The organism is Plantactinospora sp. ZYX-F-223, assembly GCF_039649625.1.
GTDB lineage: Bacteria > Actinomycetota > Actinomycetes > Mycobacteriales > Micromonosporaceae > Plantactinospora.
This window is the reverse complement of record NZ_JBDJAV010000022.1, coordinates 88,005-109,795: the sequence shown is the minus strand read 5'-3', so window position 1 is coordinate 109,795 and position 21,791 is coordinate 88,005. Positions and strand designations below refer to the sequence as shown.

The following is a 21,791-nucleotide window of genomic DNA, read 5'->3' as shown; positions in this document are numbered from 1 at the left end:
ATCCAGCCGTGCATAGTCGCCAGCGGCGTGCGCAGCTCATCGCGGACGGCTACGCCTCGCAGGGGCGGTTGTTGATCGTGCAGGCCGTCGGCTCCCCGTCGATCAGCGCGCCGTCGACCCGGAAGCGCACCTGCACCGAGCCGCGTGCCGGGACCCGACTGGTCGCCCGGTCCGGGACGAAGGTCCAGGTGGCGCCCTCGCGGCTGGCCTGGGCGCCGTCCACCGCGGCGACGGACTGGGTGGTCCGGGGCAGCGTGATGACGAGCCGCCAGTCGCTGGCCGGAGCCGGACCGGGGTTGGTGATGGTCACCGAGGCGGTGTAGTTGAGCAGTGTGACGTCCTCGGTCGCGTACCGGGCGGCCAGGGGCGGCGGGGGAGTCGGGGACGGGGAGCCGGAGCGCTCCGGCCTGCTCCGGGGCCCGGCCCGGGGCGGCGTCGGTGACGGGGCCAGTGGCGAGGAGGCCGGTGGGGTCGCGCTACCACTGGCAGTGTCCGTCCCGTCCCCGGGCTCCACCTCGATCTCGGCGGAGGGCGGCGGCGCCACACCCAGCGGCGCGAACTGGTCCGGCGTGCGGAGCAGGGTGACGACCAGGAACCCGGTGCCGATGACCGCGACCAGCGCCGCCGCGACGATCACGCTCGCCACCACCCGGTCGCCCCGGCGTGCCGGCAGCAGCCCGGCCACCCGACGGACCAGGGCGCGTACTGCCGCCACCCCGGCGAGCAGCACGTCGAGGATGGCGACCGGCAGGGTACGCGCCGGACGTTGTCGAACTTTGCGCACGTGACTTCCCTTTCGCTGCACGGGTGGCGACACCCCGCCGCCCCCGCCCGTCAGACCGGGCCGAGCGGATCAGAGTGCCCGCAACCCGGCGAGCACAGCCTCCAGCAGATCCTCCGAGGGCGCGTCCAGCACCGGCGGCTCGTGGGTGTCGATCAGCCCCGCGTCCAGCAGATCACCGAGGAGCACCCGTACGGTACCGACCGGCAGGTCCAGCGCGGCGGCGATCTCCGCCACCGAGAGCGGCCGGCGACAACTGGCGAGGATCTCGGACTGTTCCGGCGTCAGCTCGGCGCGCTGCGGCACCGGCCAGCGGGCCACCACCAGAGAGATCAGATCGAACTGTCCCCGGATCGGCTGCGTCCTGCCCCGCGTCATCGCGTAGGGGCGGACCACCGGCCCGGCGTCCTGGTCGTACCAGGCGTCGTCGTGCCGACCTCCTGCACCGGTGCGCACCCCGTGTCACCCCCCGGTCAGGTCATCGGCCGGTACCGGGAAGGTGGGCAGGTGCGAGTCCGCCCGGCCGGCCGCCAGCGCCACCTCGTACGCCATCTCGTCGACGTCGGCGTCCCCGGCGAACCGGACGGCGAGGATCGCGCCGCCCCGGGTCGCGGCCACGAACAGGAAGGCCCGGTGCATCTGCACGATGACCTGCCGCACGCCACCGGGGCCGGAATATCGGGCGGCGGCCTGGGCCAGCGCCTGCAAGCCGGCGACCACACTGGAGAGCTGGTCGGCGAGTTCGCCGCCGACCCCCCGGGAGACCCCGAGCAGCAGCCCGTCGGGGGAGAGCGCCACGGCATGCTCGGCCGCCGAGACCCGGTCCACGAATTCGTCGAGTATCCGGACCAGGTTATCCGTCGTGACCACTGCGTGAGTCACCTGTCGTCCTCTCGCTGCTCTCGGTTTGGTCGTCGGTGGGTGCCGGGAGCGCTACCGGCAGCTCCATCGTCGCCGACCAGTCGGTTTCGGCGCGCCGGACGGGCGCGCCGTTCGGAGCGGAGCCGGCGGCCCGGCTCGGGGTGCCGACCGGGGTGTCCGGGTCCGGACGGCGGACCCGGACCGGCAGAGCCGGGGCGGCCCCGGGTCGGGGCGCGCCAGCCGGCTGTCCGACGGCGGTGTCGGTCGGCCGCCCCGCTGCGGTGGTGGTGCCCGGGGCAGGCGTCGGTTCGGGCTCGGATGTCTCGACCAGCAGCGTAGCCGGCACCAGCACGATCGCGGCTGTCCCGCCCCGAGGCCCGGCCGTCAATTCGACGGTGACGCCGTGCCGGCGGGCGAGCCGGCCGACCACGTACATCCCGACCGCGCCGTTGAGCGGTCCCGTGTTGGGCGTGTCGCGGATCAACTCGTTGACAGCGTCCAGCTCGGCCGGACCCCGGCCGACGCCGTCGTCACTGACGATGATCGCCCGACCGCCGTCGCGTACCTCGCCGGCGATCCGCACCGTGGTGGTCGGGGCCGAACCGGATAGCGCGGCTTCGATGATCTCGGCCAGCAGGTGGATGAGGTCGGGCAGGGCCCGCCCGGCGACCGCCCCCGACCAGTGGGGGGCCACCAGTACCCGTGGATAGTCGGACACCTCGGCCACCGCACCCCGTACGACGTCGACCAGCGGCACCGGCCGCCGCCAGCGCCGGCCCGGCGTACCTCCGGAGAGGCTGATCAGCTGTTCCACGTTGCGCCGGATCCGGGTGGCGAGGTGGTCGAGCCGGAACAGTTCGGCCAGTTCCTCGGTGTCGGTCTCCCGCCGCTCCATCGCGTCGAGCAGGCCGATCTGCCGGTGCAGCAGGCTCTGGTTCTCCCGGGTCAACCAGACGTTGACCTCCCGGGCCCGCTGGTGCGCGGCGAGTCGGGCCGAGATCTGCGCGGCTCGTTCGGCCACCCGCTCGGTCTCCGCCTGCCGCCGCCCGGTCTGCGCCACGAGCTGCTCCCGCTGGCTGGTGAGCCGCTTGCGTTGGGCGGCCAACTCGGCCGCCCGGTCGGTCAGTTCGGCGGCCCGGTTCCGCTGGCTGGCCAGCTCCGCCGCAAGGTCGTCCCGGGCACCGACCAGTGTGGCGTTCTCGCTGCCCAACTCGTCCAGCCGGGCGACGATCCGCCGGGTGCCGCGCAGGGTCAGTACGGCGGCTGCCACCAGCACCACCAGGCCGAGGCCACCGACCAGGCCGGCTCGGACGACCACCCCGGCCGCGCCCCGGCTGGCCCGGTCGACACTGTCCCGTACCCCGATGGTGACCAGGGTCCGCAGCTCGGACAGGGCCGGTTCGGTCGCCGCCTGCCAACGGGCGGGCGGGACCGGTGGGCTTGCGCCGTCCCAGTCGGCGTCCAGCAGTTCCGTCTCGGCGGCGTGCAGGGTCGCGAAGACCGGGCCGGTGACCAGCCGCTCGTAGCCGGCCCGCTCCGCCCCGGGCAGTCCGGCCCCCGCCTCGGCCCGGGCGAACCGGGCCACCGCGACGAGGTCCACCAGCCGGGTGTGTTCGGCCCCGGTCAATCGGGGCGAGGCGAGCGCCCCGGCCACCAGGGCGTCCTCCCGGGAGAGCAGCTCGGCGGCGCGGGACAGTGCGAGGAGGGTACGGGTCTCCTCGATCAGGTCACTCCGCCGGCTGGCCCACTGCGAGCCGTACACGGCGAAGCCGGCGTCGATGATGTCTCCGTACGACGCGGCGGCGCTGGCCCGGTCGGCACGGCCGCCGTCGACGTCGTCGCGGAGCGGCCGGAGGTCGTCCAGCCGCCGTACCAGTTCCGCGGCCCGCTCCCGCACCGCGCCGACGGTGGCCAGCCGGAGATCCGTCCGGTCGGTGAACCGCCGCAGCGCCCCGACCGCCGCGTCGGTGCGGGCGCGCTGTTCGAGCAGGGCCGCCCGGTGCCGGCCCGGTGCGGCCAGTTCGACCATGCTGAGCCGGCGTTCCGCCTGAAGGCTGAGGATCAGCGCGTCGGTTGGCTGGCCAAGCTGGGTGCCGAGGGTCCGGACCGCGAGCAGGTCCATCGCGTCCCGGGCGGTCAGGAAGGTGGCGTAGCCCCAGAGCACGGTCAGCACGACCAGCAGGGCGGCACCCTTGGCCACGATCCGGGTGGGTGCCGACCCGACCGGCGACCCTGGCGACTCGGTCTCGCCGCCCCCGACCGGCCCGGATGTGGACTCGCTCCGCACCTGCCCGGCTTCGTCCCTTACCTGTCCGGCTTCGTTCCTCGCCGGTCGGGAGCCGCTGCGGACCGGTCCGGACGCGGACTCGCTCCGTGCTGGCCCGGAGTTCCCGCGCCCCGGACCGGGGTCGGTCCGCCCGGGCGGACCACCGGGCGCGGAGCCGGGCTTGCCTTCCGGTACCCGCCGCTTTACCGGCCTCCCCGGTTCGGCCGACTTTTCCCCCGGCCTTGCCCGGTTGCCGTGCTCCGCGGAGTTCCGCGCTCGACCGCCGGGCTGTTCGGGATGCGGTGCCCGGTTGCCGGGCTGTTCGGGATGCCGTGGCCGGGCGCCCGGCTGACCTGGCGGCCGTGGCGGGTTGCCAGGCTGTTCCGCCGGTCGTGCCCGGTCGGTTCGCTGCTCCGCCGGTCGTGCCTGGTCGGGTCGCTGTCCCGCCGGCCGTGGCGGGTTGCCGGGCTGTTCCGCCGGTCGTGCCCGGTCGGTTCGCTGCTCCGCCGGCCGTGGCCGGTCGGGTCGCTGTTCCAGTGGCCGTGCCCGGTCGGTTCGCTGTTCCAATGGCAGTGCCTGGTCGGGTCGCTGGTCCGGTGGAGGTGATTGATCGGGCCGATGGTCCGCCGGGCCCGGGCGGTCGATCGGACCGTCCACCGGCGCGGCGTCCGCCGGGGTACGGATCGGCCCCCCTCGCCGGAGTCCGGAGCCGAACGCCGCCATCCGGCGCGCCGCCCCCTTCACCGTGCCGTCCGCTGTGGCCACGGAGAGCTGACCGGCCGGCCGCCGGAGCGCTCCTCGACGATGGTCCGCAGTCGGGCCAGCAGTTCGCCGCGATTGGCACAGTTCAGCCGCTGACGCATCCGGGCCACGTGATGTTCGACGGTCTTCGCCGAGATGAACAACCGGTCGCCGATCTGCTTGTACGTCAGGCCGCTGAGCACCAGCTCGGCGACCTCCCGCTCCCGTTCGCTGAGCCGGTTCTCGGTCGGTACGGCGATGGCGTCCGCCACCTGGGTGGCTTCACCACCCGCCGGTCGGATACCGCCCTTGGCCCCGGCCGGCCGGCCCTGGAGCATCCGGGCACAGTCCAGCAGGGTGGTCATCGCCTTCCGGTCGGAGGTACGGATCGCGGCCTGACCGGCGAGCCGGGCGCCGTCCCAGCAGAGTCCGATGCCGTGCAGGCCCCGCGCGGCGGCCTCCACCCGCACCGGGTCGACGGCGCCGCGCAGCACCTCGACCCAGCTCTGCCCGGCGGCGGCCACCACGGAGGCGTACCGGGTGTGCCCGGTGGCGGCGGCCAGCGCGGCGACGTGCTCGTCCGCCACCGCCGGCCGGTCGGCCAGGATCGCGGCGTGCAGGCAGCTCCAGTGCAGCGGGGTTGTCCACAGTGGTGGATCGCCCAGCCGGGCCAGCAGGTTCCGGGCCTCGCCCAGATACGGGGCGAGCCGGTCCAGTTCGCCGAGCCGGGCGGCGGCGATGGCGAACTCCCCGAGCGGAAGCAGGGTGAACAGGTCCACCGGGTGGCGTACGACGGCCTCCCGGGCACGTTCCCAGCCGCGTTGCAGGGCCGGCAGGTCGCTGTTGCGGCGGGCGGTGCCGAGGTCCAGTGCGGCGGCGAAGATCAGGTCGCGGGACTCCAGCGGCACCGGGCCGGCGGTGACCGTCGCCAACTGCGCGGCGGCCTCGGTCGCCCGCCCCCTGACCATCAGCAGCCAGGCCTGGAGCAGCCGGTGCCGACGGACGGTCAGGGCCGCGCCGAGCCCGGCGGCGGCGGCCCGGTCCAGGGCCCGCTCGCCGATGTCCAGCTCACCGCAGTGCAGGGCGACCAGCGCGGCCAGCGCCGCCGGGGTCTCCGGCAGCAGCACCGACCGGCCGGCCGGTTCGAGCAGCGCTGACGCCTGCACCAGGGTGGAGAGCGCGGCGGTCGGCGGGCCGGAGAGCGTCTCCTTCAGCCCCCGGGCCATCAGCAGCGCCGCGCTGGCGAGCAGCGTCGGCGGACCGTCCGTGGGCGGATCGGCGAGTACCCGGTCGAGCTGGTCGACCCGACCGGTACCGGCCGCGCCGAGAGCCGCGAACGCCAGCGACGACGGGGTGCCCGACCAGCGGTACAGCTCGACCGCACGATCCATGTGGCCCCGGTGCACCAGCGCGGTCGCGGCGACGGCCGCCCCCTCGGCCCGGTCCGGCGAGTCCGGCGTGGCGATCAGCCGGTCGGCCAGGCGCAGCGCGGAGTCGAGATCGGCGGAGAGCGCCGCCGCCATCGCCCGGCGCGCCGCCACCGGCCGTCCGGCCGCGGCGGCGACCGCGAAGAGCCGGGCGGCCAGCGCCGGGTCCTCGCCCAGCGCCTCGTCACCGGCGGCCTCCGCGACGCCGGCCGGGCAACTGCCGCCGAAGCCGCCGTCGAGCATCGACCGGACCAGCGGAAGCACCCGCCCGCCTCGCTGTAGTTGCAACTCCGCCAAGCGCTGCCAGACCGCCGCCCGCTGGCTCGCCGGGCTCAGCGCGGCGATGGCCCGCCGGACGATCGGGGCGAGTCGGTCGTCTGACCCGAGCAGTCCGGCGGCCCGGGCCCCGGCCAGCAACTCGTCGAGTTCGTCGGGGTGCCGGGAGAGCAGCGCGCCGAGCAGGTCGGTGGGGAGCGCCGGGCCGGCCGCCATCGCGAGCAGCAGCCGGCGTACCTCGATGTCCAGGCTCTCCAACTCGGGAGCGAACTGGAGCAGTACCGACCGGGGGATCTCCAGGGCCGGCGCCGGGCGCTCGGCACCGGTGGGCGGCCGCTCCGCGCGGGCAGCCCGGCGGTCGGCCGGGCGCAGCGCCCGGGCCAGCCATTCGACGAACCGGGGTACGCCACCGGTCTGCTCCTGCACCAGCCGCGCGATCCCCGGCGGCACCGTCGACCCGTACGCCGTGCCGAGGTATGCCGCGGTGCGCTGCTCGGTGAACGGGCCGAGCAGCACGGGTGGCCCGCCCCGGTGCAGTACCTCGGCCAGTTCGGCCAGCCCGGCCGGGCGGGGCCAGGGCCGGAACGCGACCGCCAGCCGGGTCCGACCGGTCTCGGCCAGCCGGCGCAGTTCCGCCAGGGCGGTGGCGTCGAGCAGGTGGGCGTCGTCGACCAGTACGACCGGATCGGGGTCAGCGGGATCGGCCAGCTCCCGCCAGGAGTCCAGCACCGGTACGCCGGCCTGCTGGTAGCCGCGGCGCAGCCGGGCCAGTACGGCCGTCTTGCCGTGCCCGCCCGCCGCCTGTACGGCGGTGCAGAGCGGCGCCTGCGGGTCGGCGTCGACCCGGTTCAGGAAGGCGGCGGTCTGCTCGTCCAGCACGAGCGGGGCGTCGGTGTCGGTACGCGGCGTCAAGGCGGTCCTCACCGGCCCCACCCGTCCGGGGCGGCGACGGTCAGCGGGTCCGTCCCGGCGGCCGCGCCGAGCAGCACGCCGAGCGCGACCACCAGCACGGCCAGGCCGATCACCATGCTGTCGCGGCCGGACGCGAGGCGGGACAGCGCCCGCATCGGCAGCTCCAGCGGGGTGATCCGGATCGGCGGCCGGGGCGGCAGCGGGGACTGTTCCTCGTCGTGCCGGCCGGATTCGCGGCCGTCGCCGGAGCGGCCGCGCTGCCGGCGGGCCGGTGGTTCGCCGCGCCGGGCGCCGGGTCGGGGCGGACGCATCACCGGCGGGCGAGGTGGCGGCCGGTTGCCCCGCTGCCGGTCCAGCAGTTGGCCGCCGGCCACGGCGGCACCGGCCGCGACGGTGAGCTGCGGGTCGGCCTCGACCTCGACGGGTACCGGGAACCGGGCCGCGAGCAGCTCGCGCACCAGCGGGATCCGGGCCGAGCCGCCGGCCAGCAGCACGCCGTCGAGTTGGTGTGGTGCCAGGCCGCAGGACCGGACCGTACGGGTCAGCTCGTCCACGGTCAGGGTGACGGCGGGCCGGATCAGGTCTTCGAACCCGGCCCGGCCTACCGGAACCCGGGTCTGCCGGTCGGGCAGCCGGACCAGTACGTCGGCGGTCTCGGCGGCGGTCAGTTCCGCCTTGGCCCGGCGGCACTCCCGGCGCAGCCCGAGCAGGGCGTGCCGGACCAGCGGGTCGGTCGGGTCGGCGAGTTCCTTGGCGAGGCTGGCGCGGACGTGTTCGACCAGTGCCTCGTCGAAGTCGGCTCCGGCGGGTGGTTCGGCGTCGGCGAGCCCGCCGCGCAGGTCGAAGCCGAGCGGCTGGGCCCGGTCGACGACGGCGGTGGAGTAGGTGTGCCCGCCGAGGGTGTAGACGGCGAGGGTACGGCCGGAGAAGCCGCGCGCGGCGTGGCTGGCGGCGGCGAGGACCGGCGTCGGCAGCAGGGCCACGTCGGCGAGTCCGACGTCCCAGAGCGCCTCGCCGAGCAGGTGCCGCCGGTAGTCGCCCCAGCCCGCCGGATGGCTGAGCACGATCCACTCGGGACGCTCGCGCTCCTGGTCCATCACCCGCTCGACCACCCACATCGCGAGCATGGCGGTGAGCGCCTGCGCCGAGCACGCCTCGTCACCGACCAGCAGCGGTACGTCGTCACCGATCCGGTTCACGAAGCCACGCGCGACCCAGCCGCTGTCGACCGGACCGTCGTACTCGTCGGGGTCGGCGACCGTGATCGACCGGTTGCTCGACATCAGCAGGACGGACGGCACGGAACAGCCCGCCGGTCCGAGCCGGACGGGTTCAGGGGGATCCCAGTTGCTACCCCGGAGCCGGGCGACAGCGGCAGCCGTGGTGGTGCTGCCGATATCGATTCCGAGGACGTAGGGCATCCGATCATTCCTTCACCGCGAGTCATCACCCCAGGACGGCGCGTACCATGTCGCGGCCTCACCCGGGGACGACCCCTGGGCGGCTGGGATCGCCCGGTGGGCCGTTAGGGAGTCATCTTTTCGTACCAGAGATCTATCCGCCATCGGGACCCTAACTCTGCCGGAACGCATCCCCTATGCCCCTAACGCAGATCTAAGGCACGGCCCTAGCGAACGGGCCGCTGAACCCCGGCGCCGTCCCCGATGTCCGGCGCGCTCGATCCGGTCTACCGTCTGCTGCAGACATCCGGCGGCGGCGCAACGCAGCGCGCCGCCGCCGGAGGCTCCACCTGCGCCACCTCAGGCTCCACCTGCGCCACCTCAGACGGGCCCGCTCTCACCGGACGCGGATCCGTCGCCGCCACGACACCGCACCGGACCCCGCGCCGGGCGGGGACCGCACCGAGGAGACCGGCACATGGGCTCGCCCCAGACACTGCACGACTTCGTGCTGAACCTGCTGACCAATCCGGACGCCCGCTCGGCCTTCGAGATCGACCCGGAGGGGACGCTGCGCGACGCCGGACTGGCCGACATCAGCGTCGCGGACGTCCAGGACGTGGTGCCGCTGGTGGTGGACTACGCGCCGGTCCAGGGCCTCACCTCGCTGGCGCCGGTCGGCGACGACCTGGGGCTCGGCCAGTTCCAGCTCGACCCGAGCGGCGTCATCGGCCAGTTGCAGAGCGTCGCCACGCAGCTCGGCGTCTCCACGCACTCGCCGGGTTCGGACGTCAACGCGGCGACGCTGGGCGCGATCAGCGTCGCGCCGGGCGCGCTCAACGGCGTGCTGCCGGGGCTCGGCGCCGACCAGCTCTCCGACCCGCTGGGTCTGGTCGACCCGCTGGTGCCGACCGGTGTGGACGTCGCCGACACCCTCGACTCCGAGGTGGTCGACCCGGTGCTCACCGACCCCACCGGCGCGGTCGGCACCACCGACGGCCCGGTCGGAAACACCGTGGACGGCGGTCAGATCGGCCTGGTCGACTTCGCCGGTGACACCGTGCAGGGCACGCTGGACGACGTCACCGGGCTGGTCGACTCGCTCGGTGTCGGCGGCGTGTCGGATACGGTCGGCGGCGTGACCGACACCGTCGGTGGCGTGACCGACACGGTGACCGGGGTCGGCGACGCGCTGGACCTCGAACCGCTCAGCTCGACCGGGACACCGGTACTCGACGACACCACCTCGACGGTGACCGGCCTGACCGACAGCCTCGGCAACACTCTCAGCGACACCACCTCGGGTGTCATCGGTGACAGCGGCCATGCCGGAGAAGTAGACGCCTCCACCTCCGGCGGCCTCCTGGGAATCGCGGACGACCTTCTCTGAGCGCGGGAAGTCCGTGAGGCCCACCGAAGGCCGGACCGTGGTCCCACGGTCCGGCCTTCGGTCCTCTTGATAATTCCGGCGCAACCGGCACACTTGGTGCGGTGATGGCGCCCATCTGGCTTGACGTACTCGACGAGATCGTGCGGGTCTCCGGCGCGCACGGTCGGGGCGACCTGATCTCGTGGCTTCGGCTCCGGCGGGCCCAACTGCTGGATCCGAGGCTGCGGGTGCTGATCGTGGGCGAACCCAAACAGGGCAAGAGCCAACTCGTCAACGCGCTGCTCAACGCCTCGGTCTGCCCGGTGGGGGATGGGGTCAGCACCACCATCCCGACCGTGGTCGGACACGCCGAGACGCCGACCGCCGCCCTGGTCTGGAGCCCGCCGCAGGCACCGGACCAGCCGGCGCGGCGGCCGGCGGACGGCCAGGATCCGGAGCGGCCGACGGCCCGGCGACGCGCCCCGCAGGGGCCACCGGAGCGGACCGGCCCGGCAGGTCCGGCCAGCGCACCGGTCTCCGGTGCGCGTCCCGGCACGGCCGTACCCGGTCCGGCACAGCGGCTCGCCGTGCCGATCGAGCAGATCGTGGCCCGGATCAGCGGTCGCAGCGGCGGGATCGGGGAAGCCCTGGCCGCCGCCGGACCGGCCGGCGGTGGGCGTACGGTCACCAGTGGTGGGACCGTGGGGCGGCGGCCGGGCGGTGGGCTGGAGCACGCCGAGATCGGCATCCCCCGGGCGTTGCTCGCCTCCGGACTCGTCCTCGTCGACACGCCCGGAGCGGACGGTACCGATCCGGGGCGGGCGATCAGTCCGGCCGCCACCCCGAACCAGGCCGACCTGGTGCTGCTGGTCTCGGACGTGACCCGGGAACTCTCGGTCGCCGAGCTGAACCTGCTGCTGCACATCGCCCGGTCGCACGCCAACCTGGCCGTGGTGCAGAGCAAGATCGACATGGTGCCGCACTGGCGTACCGTGGTCGAGCGCAACCGGCAGCACCTGGCCGACGCGGGCGTACCGGCGGCGCTGATCCCGGTCTCCGCGACGCTGCGCCTCCAGGCGGCCCGGAGCAACGACAAGCAGCTCAACGCCGAGTCGCACTTCCCGGAGCTGCTCAACCGGATCAAGCGCGACCAGGCCGGCAAGGCCGACGTGCTGGCCCGGGCGGCGGTGGCGCTCAGCGCCCGGACCGTCCTCGAACAGCTCGCGGCGCCGCTCCGCGCCGAACTCGCGGTGTCGAAGGAGGTCGCCGTCGAGCAGTCCGGCCCGATCTCGAAACTGCACGCGGCCCAGCGCGAGGTGGACGAGCTGCGCCGCTGCTCGGTGCGCTGGCAGAACACCCTGAACGACGAGATGGCGGACCTGATCTCCGACGTCGAGTACGACCTGCGGGACCGTACCCGGCAGATCCTGCGCAAGGTGGACGAGGCGTTCGACAAGGCCGACCCGCTCACCGGCTGGGACACCTTCCAGGAGTGGCTGACCGAAAACCTCACCGACGCGGCCGAGGCGAACTACGCGTGGCTGGCCGAGCGCTGCGGCTGGATCGCCAACCGGGTCGCCAGCCAGTTCGACAGGTACGGCTTCGACGCGCTGCCGAGCTGGTCGGTACGGGTACCGGAGAACCTCAGCGACCGGATCCAGATCATGGAGCAGCCGACGGTGGAGAAGTTCACCCGGACCCAGAAGCTGGTCACCGGGCTGCGCGGCTCGTACGGCGGTGTGCTGATGTTCGGCCTGGCCACCACGCTGGCCGGGATGCCGCTGATCAACCCGATCTCGCTCGGCGCCGGTGCGCTGTTCGGCGGCAAGAGCGTCCGCGACGAGGGGAAGTCGCTGCTCAAACGCCGGCAGGTGGCGGTCAAGACGGCGACGCAGCGGCACGTCGACGACTTCTTCCTCCGGCTGAGCAAGGACTGCAAGGACACCGCCCGGCAGGTGCAGCGGATGCTCCGGGACCACTTCACCGGGCTGACCGAGGAGTTGCAGGAGGGCATCGTACGGTCGTTCCGGAGCGCGAAGCAGGCGGCCGAGGCCGACGCCGCCGAGCGTGACCAGCGGCAGCGCCGGCTCGCCCTGGAAATGAAGCGGCTGGCCGACCTCTACGAGAAGGCGCAGGCGCTGACCGGCGCCCAGTCCCTCGACACCGGCCGCACCGGACTGGAGCCCGGGCCGTGAGCGCGAGCCGGGTCGGCCGGCTCGACGAGGCGGCCTGGGGGTTGGTGCACGAGGCGCTGGAGGTCTACGGCAACGATCCCCGAGCGGTGGAGGAGTTGCACCGGCAGTTCGCCCGGTTCGAGGAGCCACTGCGGATCGCCGTCGCCGGCCCGTGGCGGTCCGGCAAGTCGACGCTGGTCAACGCCGTGATGGGCGAGGCGGTCGCCCCGGTCGAGGTGGCCGACGGCCGCCAGGTCTTCACCTGGTACGAGGACGGACCGGAGCCCCGGGTCACCGCGTACCCGACCGGCGGGGCGCCCCGGGACTTGGCGGTGACCCGTACCGCCAGCGGGATGCGGGTGGACCTCGGTGGCGGGCGGTGGGACCAGGTCGACGACATCGTGGTGCAGTGGCCGACCCGGGCGCTGCGGCACGCCGTACTGATCGACACTCCGGCGGTCAGTCATCGGGCCGACGACACCCGGACGGCCGACGAGGACGACCGGGCCGGGAAAGGGCGGCTGGCGCTCGGGGCGGGGCCGACCGCCGGTGGGGACGCCGAACTGGTCGGCGGTCCCGGTGGCGGCGCGGCCACCGTGCAGCGGATCGTCCGCGAGGCGGACGCCGTGCTCTATCTGAGCCGGGACGGCAGCGGGGACGATCTGCCGCCGTTCCAGGCGGCGCAGCCGGGCTCGGTGGCCCGGGCCGCGCCGGTGAACGTACTCCTGGTGCTGTCCAGGGTGGACGAACTCGCCGGTGGCCGGGTCGACGCGCTGCTCACCGCCCGGCAGCTCGCCCGCCGGCACCGCCGCGACCCGCGGGTCAACGCGCACTGCCTGAGCGTGGTCGCGCTCGGCGGGCTCGTCGCGCTCGCCGGCCGGATGCTCAGCGAGTCGGAGTACGCCGCGCTCGCCGCGCTGGCCGGGTTGCCCCGGGCGGAAACCGATCGGCTGCTGCTCTCCACCGACCGGTTCCTCGCCGCCGACTTCCCGATCCCGCTCGACGTGGAAACCCGGCGCCGGCTGCTCGACCGGCTCGGCATCTTCGGGGTACGCCTGTCGACCACGCTCGTCCGGACCGGCTCCGACAGCCGGGCCCGGCTCGCCGCCGAGCTGGTCCGGCGCAGTGGCCTGACCGAGCTGCGCGAGTCGATGACCCGGTATTTCGTGGACCGCGCCCCGGTGCTCAAGTCCCGGGCGGTACTGATGGCGCTGGAGTCGCTGCTCCGATCCGAGCCGCGACCGGGCGCGACGGAGCTGCTGGCCCGGCTGGAGCAGGTGCTGGCCGGCGCGCACGAGTTCCGCGAGCTGCGGCTCTCGGCCGCGCTGCTCGGCGGCCAGCTCCGGTTCGACCCCGAGTTGTCGGCCGAGGCCAACCGGCTGATCGGCGGGGACGGTGCGAGTGTGGCGGCCCGGCTCGGCGTCGAGCACGACGCCACCGCAGACGAGCTGTGGGCGCGCGGCTCGGCGGCGGTACGCCGCTGGCAGGACCTGGCCGAGGACCCGCTGCGCGGCGTCGACCAGCGCCGCGCGGCGAGGGTCGTGGTACGAAGCTGCGAGGGGATGCTCGCCGAACTCTCCGGACAGTGACGTACCCGAACACCGCGCCCCACCGCCCGGGTCTGCCGGGGAGCGGGGCGCTGGTCGTGTCCGATGGCAGCAGTACTACCGGCGGTGGGTGACCTCGCCGACGAAGGCGCGCCAGGCGGTCGGTGCGAAGGCGAGGACGGGGCCGGTCACGTCCTTGCTGTCTCGTACGGCTATGACGCCGGGAAGGTTGCGGGCGACCTCGACGCAGTCTCCGCCGTTCGTGCTGCTGCGCGTGCTCTTGCGCCACTCGGCGCCAATCAGGTCCATGGCTGCTCCATCCTTGGGCGTTACGAACGCCGGCTGACCTCGCCGACGAATGCGCGCCAGGCGGTCGGTGCGAAGGCGAGCACGGGACCGGTGACGTCCTTGCTGTCCCGCACGCCGACTACGCCGGGGAGGTTGCGGGCGACCTCGACGCAGTTCCCGCCGTTCGTGCTGCTGCGCGTGCTCTTGCGCCACTCGGCGCCGGTTAGGTTCATAGCTTGTCCATCACTTCCGTGATCAACTCGGTTGACTGCGGGACTGTTAGCGCGCTGCCCCGGATGGCGTCCCATGCCCGACGCAACTGCAACACGTCGGCGGGCTGCTCGACCACCTGCCCGTGCAACTGATTGTCGATGTAGCCCACGTCTGCGTTGGTCGGCAGGGTCGCCAACACGAACGGCCCGCCGAGTCCAGGGTACGACCCGACGTTGGCAGGTACTACCTGTATCTGCACCAGCGGAGTGGTGCCCAGCTTGAGCAGGTGTGCCAACTGTTCGCGCATCACCTCGCGCCCGCCGATGACCCGGCGGAGCACGCACTCGTCAACGATGGAGATGACCTGGGGCGGATCCTCGCGGGTGAGGATGGCCTGCCGAGCCAGCCGCTCTGTGACCTTCTGCCGCACCTGTTCCACGGTGAATAGTGCGCCGCTGAGCAGCGCCCGCGCGTACGCCTCGGTCTGGAACAAACCCGGCAGCACGGCGTTCTCGAACGACCGCAGGGCGACCGCTTCGCGCTCGTGGTCGATCCATTCGCGCAGCCAGGTCGGCACGCCGAGGGTGATCACGAGGCGTTCGTACACCCCGCCTGTCTTCAGCGCACGGTCGGCACCGGCGATGAAGTCCATCGTCAGTGCGCGGGTCCGGTTCTCGACGGCACTCACGTGGGTGGCGGAAAAGTTCGCCGCCCGCCCGAACGCCTCCTGCGTCATCTTGGCCGCCTGCCTCCCTCGGCGGATCTCGACAACGATGAAAGCGGCCAGTGGTTCCGGTACTTCGGTCATCAGCATTCCCCAGGAGATAGATCAATTCTTCACGGCTCTTCAACGGCATTCACGCACGCGATGGATCTGCCAGCACTACCCATAGGGGCGCGAGGTGTTCCCAGCGTAGGGCCTATGCGTCCAAGGTGGAACCACGCATTTCAGATCGGTTTCCGGCGCTCTCATCGGGCCGTCGGGCGCTATGGAAGGTAGGGCAGTATGAGGTTCGGTCGCGGGACGAAGCCGTATCATCGCCGGAATTGGCGTCGGCTCTGGCGGTATTGCCGGTGCGGCCTCCGCTGGCGGTGCCCAGACTCGGTGGACCTGGTTCCGATGCCGCACGCGCCGACGGTGCCGCCGTTGACCGGGGCGGCGTACCGGGCCGTTCTCCGCACTGACGCTCCGGTGCCAGTGGACCGGGACGCGTTACCCTCGCCGGCCCGGTTCCTGGCGAACAACCGCCGACCCGGCTGGGACGCGCCGTCCCGCTCCTATCGGCGAAACGGCCGCACGGGTGCGCTGACCCCGGGACAGGCTGGGCGTGCCTGGCAGCGGGAGCGGGTGTGACCGGTGATCGGGCCGCAGGAGCGTTGGTACCGCGCCACGCGGCGGATGCGACGCGAGTACCCGTCCGGCCGGCACCTCCCGGCGCAGGCGTACCGCTGCCAGACCTGCTCCGACCCCTGGCCGTGTTCGCCGGCCCGGCTGTCCCTGCTGATCGGCTTCCGGGGTGACCGGGTGGGGCTGATGATGTACCTCGCCGCACACCTTGCCCGCGCCCTGGAAGCGCTGCCCGACACGCATCCGGCGCTGATCACCGGCCAGATCCTCTACTGGGTTCCCCGCCGCCGCTGACCGCCTCGTCACCCGACCGGCCCGCCCCGCTCCGCCGCCTCCCCCTCCGGCGAACCGGGGCGGGCCTCGGGCTATCGCCTCGGGCTATCGCAGGCGCCGGCAGGCGTTCAGGTACGCGGTTTCGCTCACATCCGCTCCGGTGCCGCGATACCGAGCAGGTGCAGGCCCTGCCGGAGTACCCGGGCGGTGAGGTCGCAGAGGACGAGCCGGCTCCCCCGGACGGCCGGCTCGGCCCGGAGCACCGGACAGTGCTCGAAGAAGCCACTGAACGCGACCGCGACCCCGTAGAGGCGGCCGGCGAGGCGGTGGAACTCCAGGGTCCGTTCCACGGCGCCGACGACCGCGCCGAAGTCGAGCAGTTCGAGCGCGAGCGCCCGCTCGGCCGGCTCGACGATCGAGATCGGTACGCCCTCCGGCGCCGCCCGGCCGGCCCGCCGGAAGATGGACCGGATCCGGGCGTGCGCGTACTGGAGGTACGGGGCGGTGTTGCCGTGCAGTGCGAGCATCCGATCCCAGTCGAAGACGTAGTCCCGGGTCCGGTCGGCGGAGAGGTCGGCATACTTGACGGCCCCGATGCCGATGGCCCGGGCCACTTCGGCGACCGCCGCCGGGTCCAGGCCCGGGTTCTTCTGCCGGGCCAGCGCCGCCGCCCGGGCCACCGCCTCGTCGAGCAGGTCCACCAGCTTCACCGAGTCGCCGGCCCGGCTGGCCAACTTCCGGCCGTCCGGGCCGAGGACCAGCCCGAAGCCGACGTGCCCGGCCCGGGCCGGTGGTTGCAGCCAGCCCGCCTGCCGGGCGACCGCGTACACCATCTCGAAGTGCTGCCGCTGCGGCAGGCCGACGACGTAGAGCAGCCGGGTGGCGCCGAGTTCCCGGGTCCGGTACCGGAGCGCGGCGAGGTCGGTGGCGGCGTAGCCGTACCCGCCGTCCCGCTTGCGCACGATGAGTGGCACCGGCTCGCCGTCCCGGCCGGGGAAGCCGGGCGGGAAGGCGCAGGCCGCGTCGCCGCTCTCGACGAGCAGGCCGAGCTGGTCCAGTTCGTCGGTGACCGGGCCGAGCATCGGGTTGTAGTGGCTCTCGCCGACGAAGTCCGCCCGGGTCAGCAGCACGTCGAGCCGGTCGTAGACGGCCAGGAAGTACGACTCCGACTCGGCGACCAGCAGCCGCCACAGCCGCAGCGTCGACTCGTCCCCGCCCTGGAGCGCGACCACCCGCTCCCGGGCCCGCCGCCGGAACGCCTCGTCGGCGTCGAACTTGGCCCGGGCATCCTTGTAGAACGAGTCCAGGTCACCGATCGACAGCCCGGACGCGGCGGTGGACTCACCGAGGTCGGTCAGGTGCTCGATCAGCATCCCGAACGGGGTACCCCAGTCGCCCAGGTGGTTGGCCCGGACGACCCGGTGCCCGAGCCACTCCAGCAGCCGGGCGGTGGCGTCGCCGATGATGGTCGAGCGGAGGTGGCCGACGTGCATCTCCTTGGCCACGTTCGGCGCCGAGTAGTCCACCACCACCGTCTCCGGGGTGGTCGCGGTCGGCACGCCGAGCCGGGGATCGGCGGCCATCCTCGACAGCAGCGTACCGAGCAGGTCGTCCGCCACCGTCAGGTTGACGAATCCGGGACCGGAGACCGCCACCGACGAGCAGAGGTCGGCCAGCGCGGCCCGCTCGACCACCTCGGCGGCGATCTCCCGGGGTGCCCGGCCGAGCCGGCGGGCCAGCGACAGTGCCGCCTCGGCCTGGAAGTCGGCGTGCCGGGAGCGCCGGACCACCGGATCCACCGGGCCGCCGGCCACCGCCGCGAACGACCGCGCCAGCCGGTCGGTGAGCAGACTTTCGAGATTCATCCCAGGTACGTCTCTCTCGCTCCGATCCGTTACCGGACCGATGGGGCGGAGCGGACTGATCGACGTACCGGAAGTACCGGCGGATCGGTCCGCCGGTCGTGAACAGGGCTGGTCAGCTCAGGCGGCCTCGGCGGGCTCGGGAACGAGCCACCAAACGCCGTCGGTCCAGGGCCGGGGACGACCCGGGCGAGGGCACCAGCCGACCGGAGAGGTCGGGGTACGCCGAAGCGGCAGGACTGGCCACGGGGGCAGGTTAGCCGGAATGCCGGTCCCGACGCACGGGGTTTCCAGGGTCCGGCGGTGAGTTCCGGTCCGCCCGCTGCTCCGGTGTCAGAGCCACATGCCAGAGTCAACTGACCTGTTGCGTCTGGAGGCGTAGGGCAGCGGTCGTGTGTTTGCGGCCGTTTTCGCCGACCGACTTCACCAGGGGAGAGGTGAGCAGGAAGGCCAACGCCTGCCGATCAACCACCATCGTGAGTTGCGGATAGAGCCGGAACCGCGTCTTCACCTTGGCGCCGTCGTAGGGCTTCAGCGCCTGGATGAGTTCGTCCTGCGCCTGGGCGATGGCCCGCAACCGGCGTTCGTCGTCCGATGGCGGGGGAGTCTGGCCGTCCGGCCACTGCAGAGTGACGATGACTCCCAGCGTGCCGCCTTCGGGCACCTTCGCCAGCAATGGATGGCTCGGACTCGGCGTGCCCGACGACGCACCCGTGACCGGCCCGGCGGTGGGCGGGGCGCCGTCCGAGCAGCCTGCGGCTGCCAAAGCCGGGGTCAGCAGAAACAGGACGGCCACCAGGTATCGTCGCGCCACCCGATCCTCCTTCGAAGAGTGATGCCCCACTGGGACGCTGCCAACATCTCCAAGGTTCCCGCCCACCAGCACATGCCGCGTCGCCTGCTCGTTCGGGAAATGCCCACGAGCCCGGAGGGCTTTGCGGGATACGGTCTGACACTCTCGATCGCGTTCGTGGGACCAGGCCCAGACCGGTCCTTGGCACAGCGGATCCCGTCCTCGACGCGGGCCTGTGCGCGGTGGCGGGCCTCCGGCTAGCCTCGCCGGCATGTCCGCATCGCCCGAACGCCGGCCGGCGACCCTCGACGATCCGCCGGTCGATGTCACCGACCCGCACGAACTGCTGCTGCGTTACCTGGACTGGTACCGGGAGGCGCTGCTGCGCAAGCTCGACGGCCTCACCGAGCCGGAACTCCGCGCCCCGGTCGAGCCGCTCGGCTGGTCGCCACTCGGACTGGTCAAGCATCTCGGCTGGGTGGAGCGGCGGTGGATGCGCTGGGGGTTCGCCGCCGAGGACGTGCTGGCGTACCCGTCCGAGGACGACGAGGCGGAGTGGCGGGTACCGGCCGACGAGTCCGTCGAGGACGTGCTGGCGGCCTACCACGACGAGGTACGCCGGTCCCGGGCGCTCGCCGCCTCCGCCGACCTGGCCGAGCCGGCCCGGCTCGGCGGGCGGTTCCGCACCGCCGCGCAGGCGCCGTCGCTCGGCCGCATCCTCTTCCACCTGTTCCAGGAGTACGCACGGCACGTCGGCCACCTCGACATCGCCCGGGAACTGCTCGACGGTACGGTCGGCGAGTAGCCGCCGATCAGCCGGCCTTCCAGCACCGCTCCAAACCGCCTTGAGAGTTCTGGCAACCCCTGGGCATATCCTGGGCGGATGCGCGTGGCAACCCTCAACCCGGCGCGCCGGACTCCGGGCGGCGGGACGGCGTGGTGAGCCGGCCGGAGCGGAGACTGCGTCCCGTCGATCTGGCCCGGCTGGCCGGCATCTCCACCCAGCAGGTGCGCAACTATCTCGACGCCGGGGTCCTGCCACCGGCGCCCCGGAGCGCCTCGGGATACCGCCAGTTCGACGAGCGGCACCGCCGGGCGCTGCTGACCTACCGGGCACTGGCCCGGGGGTACGGCTGGGAGACGGCCCGCTCGATCATGCACGCGGTGCACGCCGGGGACCTGCCGTCCGCGCTCGCGCTGGTCGACGCCAGTCATGCCGGGCTGCACGAGGAGCGCCGCTCGCTCGCCGAGACCGCTGCGGCGCTGGAGTCGGTCGCCGAGCAGGAGACCGAGTCGCCGAGCATGCCCCGGCTGACGCTGCGGATCGGCGAGTTGGCGGCCCGGCTGGGCGTGCGTACGTCGGCGCTGCGGGTCTGGGAGGCCGCCGGACTGCTGATACCGGAGCGGGAACGGGGCACCGGGTACCGCCGGTTCGGCCCGGCCGAGATCCGGGACGCCCAGATGATCAGCATGCTCCGGCGGAGCCGCTACCTGCTGCCGCAGATCCAGCCGATCCTCGACGGTCTGCGCCGCACCGGGAGTACGGCCGCGCTCCGGGCCGCCGTGGCGCGGCGTCGGCTGGAGCTGACCGAGCGGGCCACCGCGATGCTCGAAGGGTCCAGCCGGCTGCACGACTACCTGAGCACCGCACCGGGCGAGGGAGACGGCGAGCGGTGACCCGCCGACCACCCGAGCAGTGGGCCGGGCGAGGGAGACGGCGAGCGGTGACCCGCCGGCCGGTACCGGAGGGTTAGGCTGCCGGGCGTGGAATCCGTGCCGTTCCTCCTCGCCGGCCGGCCGGCCCGGGGCGCCGATCCGCTCGTGGTCCGGCATCCGTACGACGGTCGCGAGGTCGGCCGGACCAGCCACGCCGACCCGCAGCAGGTCGAGGCGGCGGTCGCCGCCGCCGCTGCGGTGGCCGACCGGGCCGCCGCGCTGCCGGCACACGTCCGGGCCGGAGCCCTGGACCACGTGTCGCGCCGGCTCGCCGAGCGGGCCGAGGAGGTCGCCCGGCTGATCACCGCCGAGAGCGGCAAGCCGGTCAGATGGGCAAGGGCCGAGGTGGCCCGCGCGGTCGCCACCTTCCGGTGGGGCGCCGAGGAGGCCCGGCGCTGGTCCGGCGAGATGCAGCGGCTGGACACCGAGCCGACCGGCGAGGGGCGGATCGCCCTGGTACGCCGGCTGCCCCGGGGACCGGTGCTCGGCATCACCCCGTTCAACTTCCCGCTGAACCTGGTCGCCCACAAGGTCGCCCCCGCGCTCGCGGTCGGGGCGCCGATCGTGGTCAAGCCGGCCCCGGCGACCCCGCTGACCGCATTGCTCCTCGGCGAGCTGCTGGCCGAGGTGACCGAGCCGGACGGGCCGGGGAGCGGCCTGCCGGCCGGGATGTGCTCGGTGCTGCCGCTGCCGAACGACCGGGCCGGCGAACTGGTCCGGGATCCCCGGCTGCCGGTGGTGTCGTTCACCGGTTCAGGGCCGGTCGGCGCGGCGATCCGGCAGGCGGTGCCGGGCAAGCACGTCACGCTGGAGCTGGGCGGCAACGCCGCCGCGGTGGTCTGCGCGGACTGGGCCAGCGCCGACGACTTCGACCACGCCGCGCGGCGGATCGCCGCCTTCGGCAACTACCAGGCCGGGCAGAGCTGCATCGCGGTGCAGCGGGTCTTCGTGCACGAGTGGCTGCTCGACGGCTTCCTGCCCCGGCTGGTCGCGGCGGTCGCCGCACTGCAAACCGGCGATCCGGCCGACGAGGCGACCGACGTCGGGCCGCTGATCGACGAGGCCGCCGCCCGGCGCGTGGAGAGCTGGGTCGACGAGGCGGTGGCGGCCGGGGCCACCGTCGAGCTGGGCGGTCGTCGCGAGGGCCCGAACTACACACCGACGGTGCTGACCGGGGTGCCGCCGCAGTGCCGGGTCAACACCGAGGAGGTCTTCGGGCCGGTCCTGGTGGTGGCGCCGGTGCCGGACGACGCGGCCGGGTTCGCCGCCGTCAACGACTCGGCGTACGGGTTGCAGGCCGGGATCTTCACGCACAGCCTCCAGACCGCGTTCGCCGCGTACCGGACGCTCCGGGTCGGCGGCGTGATCGTCGGCGACGTGCCGTCGTATCGGGCCGACCAGATGCCGTACGGCGGGGTGAAGGGCAGCGGCGTCGGCCGGGAGGGGGTACGCAGCGCGATGGAGGACTACACCGAGTCCCGGGTGATGGTGCTGAGCGGGATCGAGTGGTAGCCCGACCGCCGGAGCTGTGCACCGTCTCCGCC

At 73.6% G+C, this 21,791-nt stretch carries 20 protein-coding genes; 9 read left to right on the top strand and 11 right to left on the bottom strand.

The annotated features are described in order from the left end of the window. Window positions 1–49: 49 nt before the first annotated feature. From AAH979_RS22710 to AAH979_RS22695, 4 genes are all read right to left on the bottom strand, one after another. Complete coding sequence (locus AAH979_RS22710; RefSeq protein WP_346260123.1) at window positions 50–784, bottom strand: cellulose binding domain-containing protein; 735 nt, start codon at window positions 782–784, stop codon at window positions 50–52. A 69-nt stretch (window positions 785–853) separates the two neighbouring features. Beyond that, the gene (locus AAH979_RS22705) at window positions 854–1,237 is read right to left on the bottom strand and encodes a DUF742 domain-containing protein (RefSeq protein ID WP_346260122.1); all 384 of its coding nucleotides are present in this window, start codon (window positions 1,235–1,237) and stop codon (window positions 854–856) included. 6 nt (window positions 1,238–1,243) lie between these two features. Then, window positions 1,244–1,651 (bottom strand): roadblock/LC7 domain-containing protein, encoded by a 408-nt coding sequence (locus AAH979_RS22700; RefSeq protein ID WP_318401977.1) that lies wholly within the window; start codon window positions 1,649–1,651, stop codon window positions 1,244–1,246. Continuing rightward, window positions 1,635–3,929, bottom strand: a complete 2,295-nt coding sequence (locus tag AAH979_RS22695) for a nitrate- and nitrite sensing domain-containing protein (protein WP_346260121.1) — start codon at window positions 3,927–3,929, stop codon at window positions 1,635–1,637. Before AAH979_RS22695 ends, AAH979_RS22700 begins: the two co-directional genes overlap by 17 nt. 234 nt (window positions 3,930–4,163) lie before the next feature. Here AAH979_RS22695 and AAH979_RS22690 point away from each other — a divergent pair, with 234 nt between their 5' ends. After that, the gene (locus AAH979_RS22690; protein ID WP_346260120.1) at window positions 4,164–4,514 is read left to right on the top strand and encodes a hypothetical protein; all 351 of its coding nucleotides are present in this window, start codon (window positions 4,164–4,166) and stop codon (window positions 4,512–4,514) included. Between the two features lie 134 nt (window positions 4,515–4,648). On the opposite strand, the gene AAH979_RS22685 is transcribed toward AAH979_RS22690, so the two are convergent. Both AAH979_RS22685 and AAH979_RS22680 read right to left on the bottom strand, forming a co-directional pair. Next, window positions 4,649–7,276, bottom strand: coding sequence for a LuxR C-terminal-related transcriptional regulator (locus tag AAH979_RS22685; RefSeq protein ID WP_346260119.1), 2,628 nt, complete (start codon window positions 7,274–7,276; stop codon window positions 4,649–4,651). Further along, window positions 7,273–8,685 (bottom strand): Hsp70 family protein, encoded by a 1,413-nt coding sequence (locus AAH979_RS22680; protein WP_346260118.1) that lies wholly within the window; start codon window positions 8,683–8,685, stop codon window positions 7,273–7,275. Before AAH979_RS22680 ends, AAH979_RS22685 begins: the two co-directional genes overlap by 4 nt. 457 nt (window positions 8,686–9,142) lie before the next feature. Between AAH979_RS22680 and AAH979_RS22675 the strand changes: the two genes are divergently transcribed. From AAH979_RS22675 to AAH979_RS22665, 3 genes are all read left to right on the top strand, one after another. Continuing rightward, window positions 9,143–10,054 carry an IniB N-terminal domain-containing protein gene (locus AAH979_RS22675; protein ID WP_346260117.1) on the top strand — a complete coding sequence of 304 codons (912 nt, stop codon included), beginning with the start codon at window positions 9,143–9,145 and terminating at the stop codon, window positions 10,052–10,054. Window positions 10,055–10,158: 104 nt separating this feature from the next. Further along, complete coding sequence (locus AAH979_RS22670) at window positions 10,159–12,228, top strand: GTP-binding protein (protein ID WP_346260174.1); 2,070 nt, start codon at window positions 10,159–10,161, stop codon at window positions 12,226–12,228. After that, the gene (locus tag AAH979_RS22665; protein WP_346260116.1) at window positions 12,225–13,796 is read left to right on the top strand and encodes a hypothetical protein; all 1,572 of its coding nucleotides are present in this window, start codon (window positions 12,225–12,227) and stop codon (window positions 13,794–13,796) included. Before AAH979_RS22670 ends, AAH979_RS22665 begins: the two co-directional genes overlap by 4 nt. Before the next feature lie 75 nt (window positions 13,797–13,871). Here the strand turns inward: AAH979_RS22665 and AAH979_RS22660 are convergent, their stop codons facing one another. Genes AAH979_RS22660 through AAH979_RS22650 form a run of 3 tightly spaced genes read right to left on the bottom strand, consistent with a single transcriptional unit; the run spans window position 13,872 to window position 15,063 of the window. Further along, window positions 13,872–14,063 carry a DUF397 domain-containing protein gene (locus tag AAH979_RS22660; protein WP_346260115.1) on the bottom strand — a complete coding sequence of 64 codons (192 nt, stop codon included), beginning with the start codon at window positions 14,061–14,063 and terminating at the stop codon, window positions 13,872–13,874. Between the two features lie 20 nt (window positions 14,064–14,083). Beyond that, window positions 14,084–14,275 (bottom strand): DUF397 domain-containing protein, encoded by a 192-nt coding sequence (locus AAH979_RS22655; protein WP_346260114.1) that lies wholly within the window; start codon window positions 14,273–14,275, stop codon window positions 14,084–14,086. After that, window positions 14,272–15,063, bottom strand: coding sequence for a helix-turn-helix transcriptional regulator (locus AAH979_RS22650; protein WP_346260113.1), 792 nt, complete (start codon window positions 15,061–15,063; stop codon window positions 14,272–14,274). The genes AAH979_RS22655 and AAH979_RS22650 overlap by 4 nt, the downstream gene beginning before the upstream one ends. Window positions 15,064–15,360: 297 nt before the next feature. Between AAH979_RS22650 and AAH979_RS22645 the strand changes: the two genes are divergently transcribed. Next, window positions 15,361–15,609 carry a hypothetical protein gene (locus AAH979_RS22645; protein ID WP_346260112.1) on the top strand — a complete coding sequence of 83 codons (249 nt, stop codon included), beginning with the start codon at window positions 15,361–15,363 and terminating at the stop codon, window positions 15,607–15,609. A gap of 3 nt (window positions 15,610–15,612) precedes the next feature. Further along, the gene (locus AAH979_RS22640; RefSeq protein WP_346260111.1) at window positions 15,613–15,897 is read left to right on the top strand and encodes a hypothetical protein; all 285 of its coding nucleotides are present in this window, start codon (window positions 15,613–15,615) and stop codon (window positions 15,895–15,897) included. A gap of 125 nt (window positions 15,898–16,022) precedes the next feature. On the opposite strand, the gene argS is transcribed toward AAH979_RS22640, so the two are convergent. Both argS and AAH979_RS22630 read right to left on the bottom strand, forming a co-directional pair. After that, window positions 16,023–17,741, bottom strand: a complete 1,719-nt coding sequence (argS, locus tag AAH979_RS22635) for an arginine--tRNA ligase (protein ID WP_346260110.1) — start codon at window positions 17,739–17,741, stop codon at window positions 16,023–16,025. Window positions 17,742–18,090: 349 nt separating this feature from the next. Then, window positions 18,091–18,552: a hypothetical protein gene (locus AAH979_RS22630; RefSeq protein ID WP_346260109.1), complete on the bottom strand. Its 462-nt coding sequence runs from the start codon at window positions 18,550–18,552 to the stop codon at window positions 18,091–18,093. Between the two features lie 250 nt (window positions 18,553–18,802). On the opposite strand from AAH979_RS22630, the gene AAH979_RS22625 reads away from it, so the two are divergent. The 3 genes from AAH979_RS22625 (at window position 18,803) to AAH979_RS22615 (ending at window position 21,759) form a co-directional block, all read left to right on the top strand. Further along, window positions 18,803–19,336 carry a DinB family protein gene (locus tag AAH979_RS22625; RefSeq protein WP_346260108.1) on the top strand — a complete coding sequence of 178 codons (534 nt, stop codon included), beginning with the start codon at window positions 18,803–18,805 and terminating at the stop codon, window positions 19,334–19,336. 134 nt (window positions 19,337–19,470) lie between these two features. Continuing rightward, complete coding sequence (locus AAH979_RS22620) at window positions 19,471–20,208, top strand: MerR family transcriptional regulator (RefSeq protein ID WP_346260107.1); 738 nt, start codon at window positions 19,471–19,473, stop codon at window positions 20,206–20,208. Window positions 20,209–20,295: 87 nt separating this feature from the next. Further along, entirely contained in the window at window positions 20,296–21,759 is a 1,464-nt protein-coding gene (locus tag AAH979_RS22615) for an aldehyde dehydrogenase family protein (RefSeq protein WP_346260106.1), read from the top strand. The last annotated feature ends 32 nt before the right edge of the window (window positions 21,760–21,791 follow it).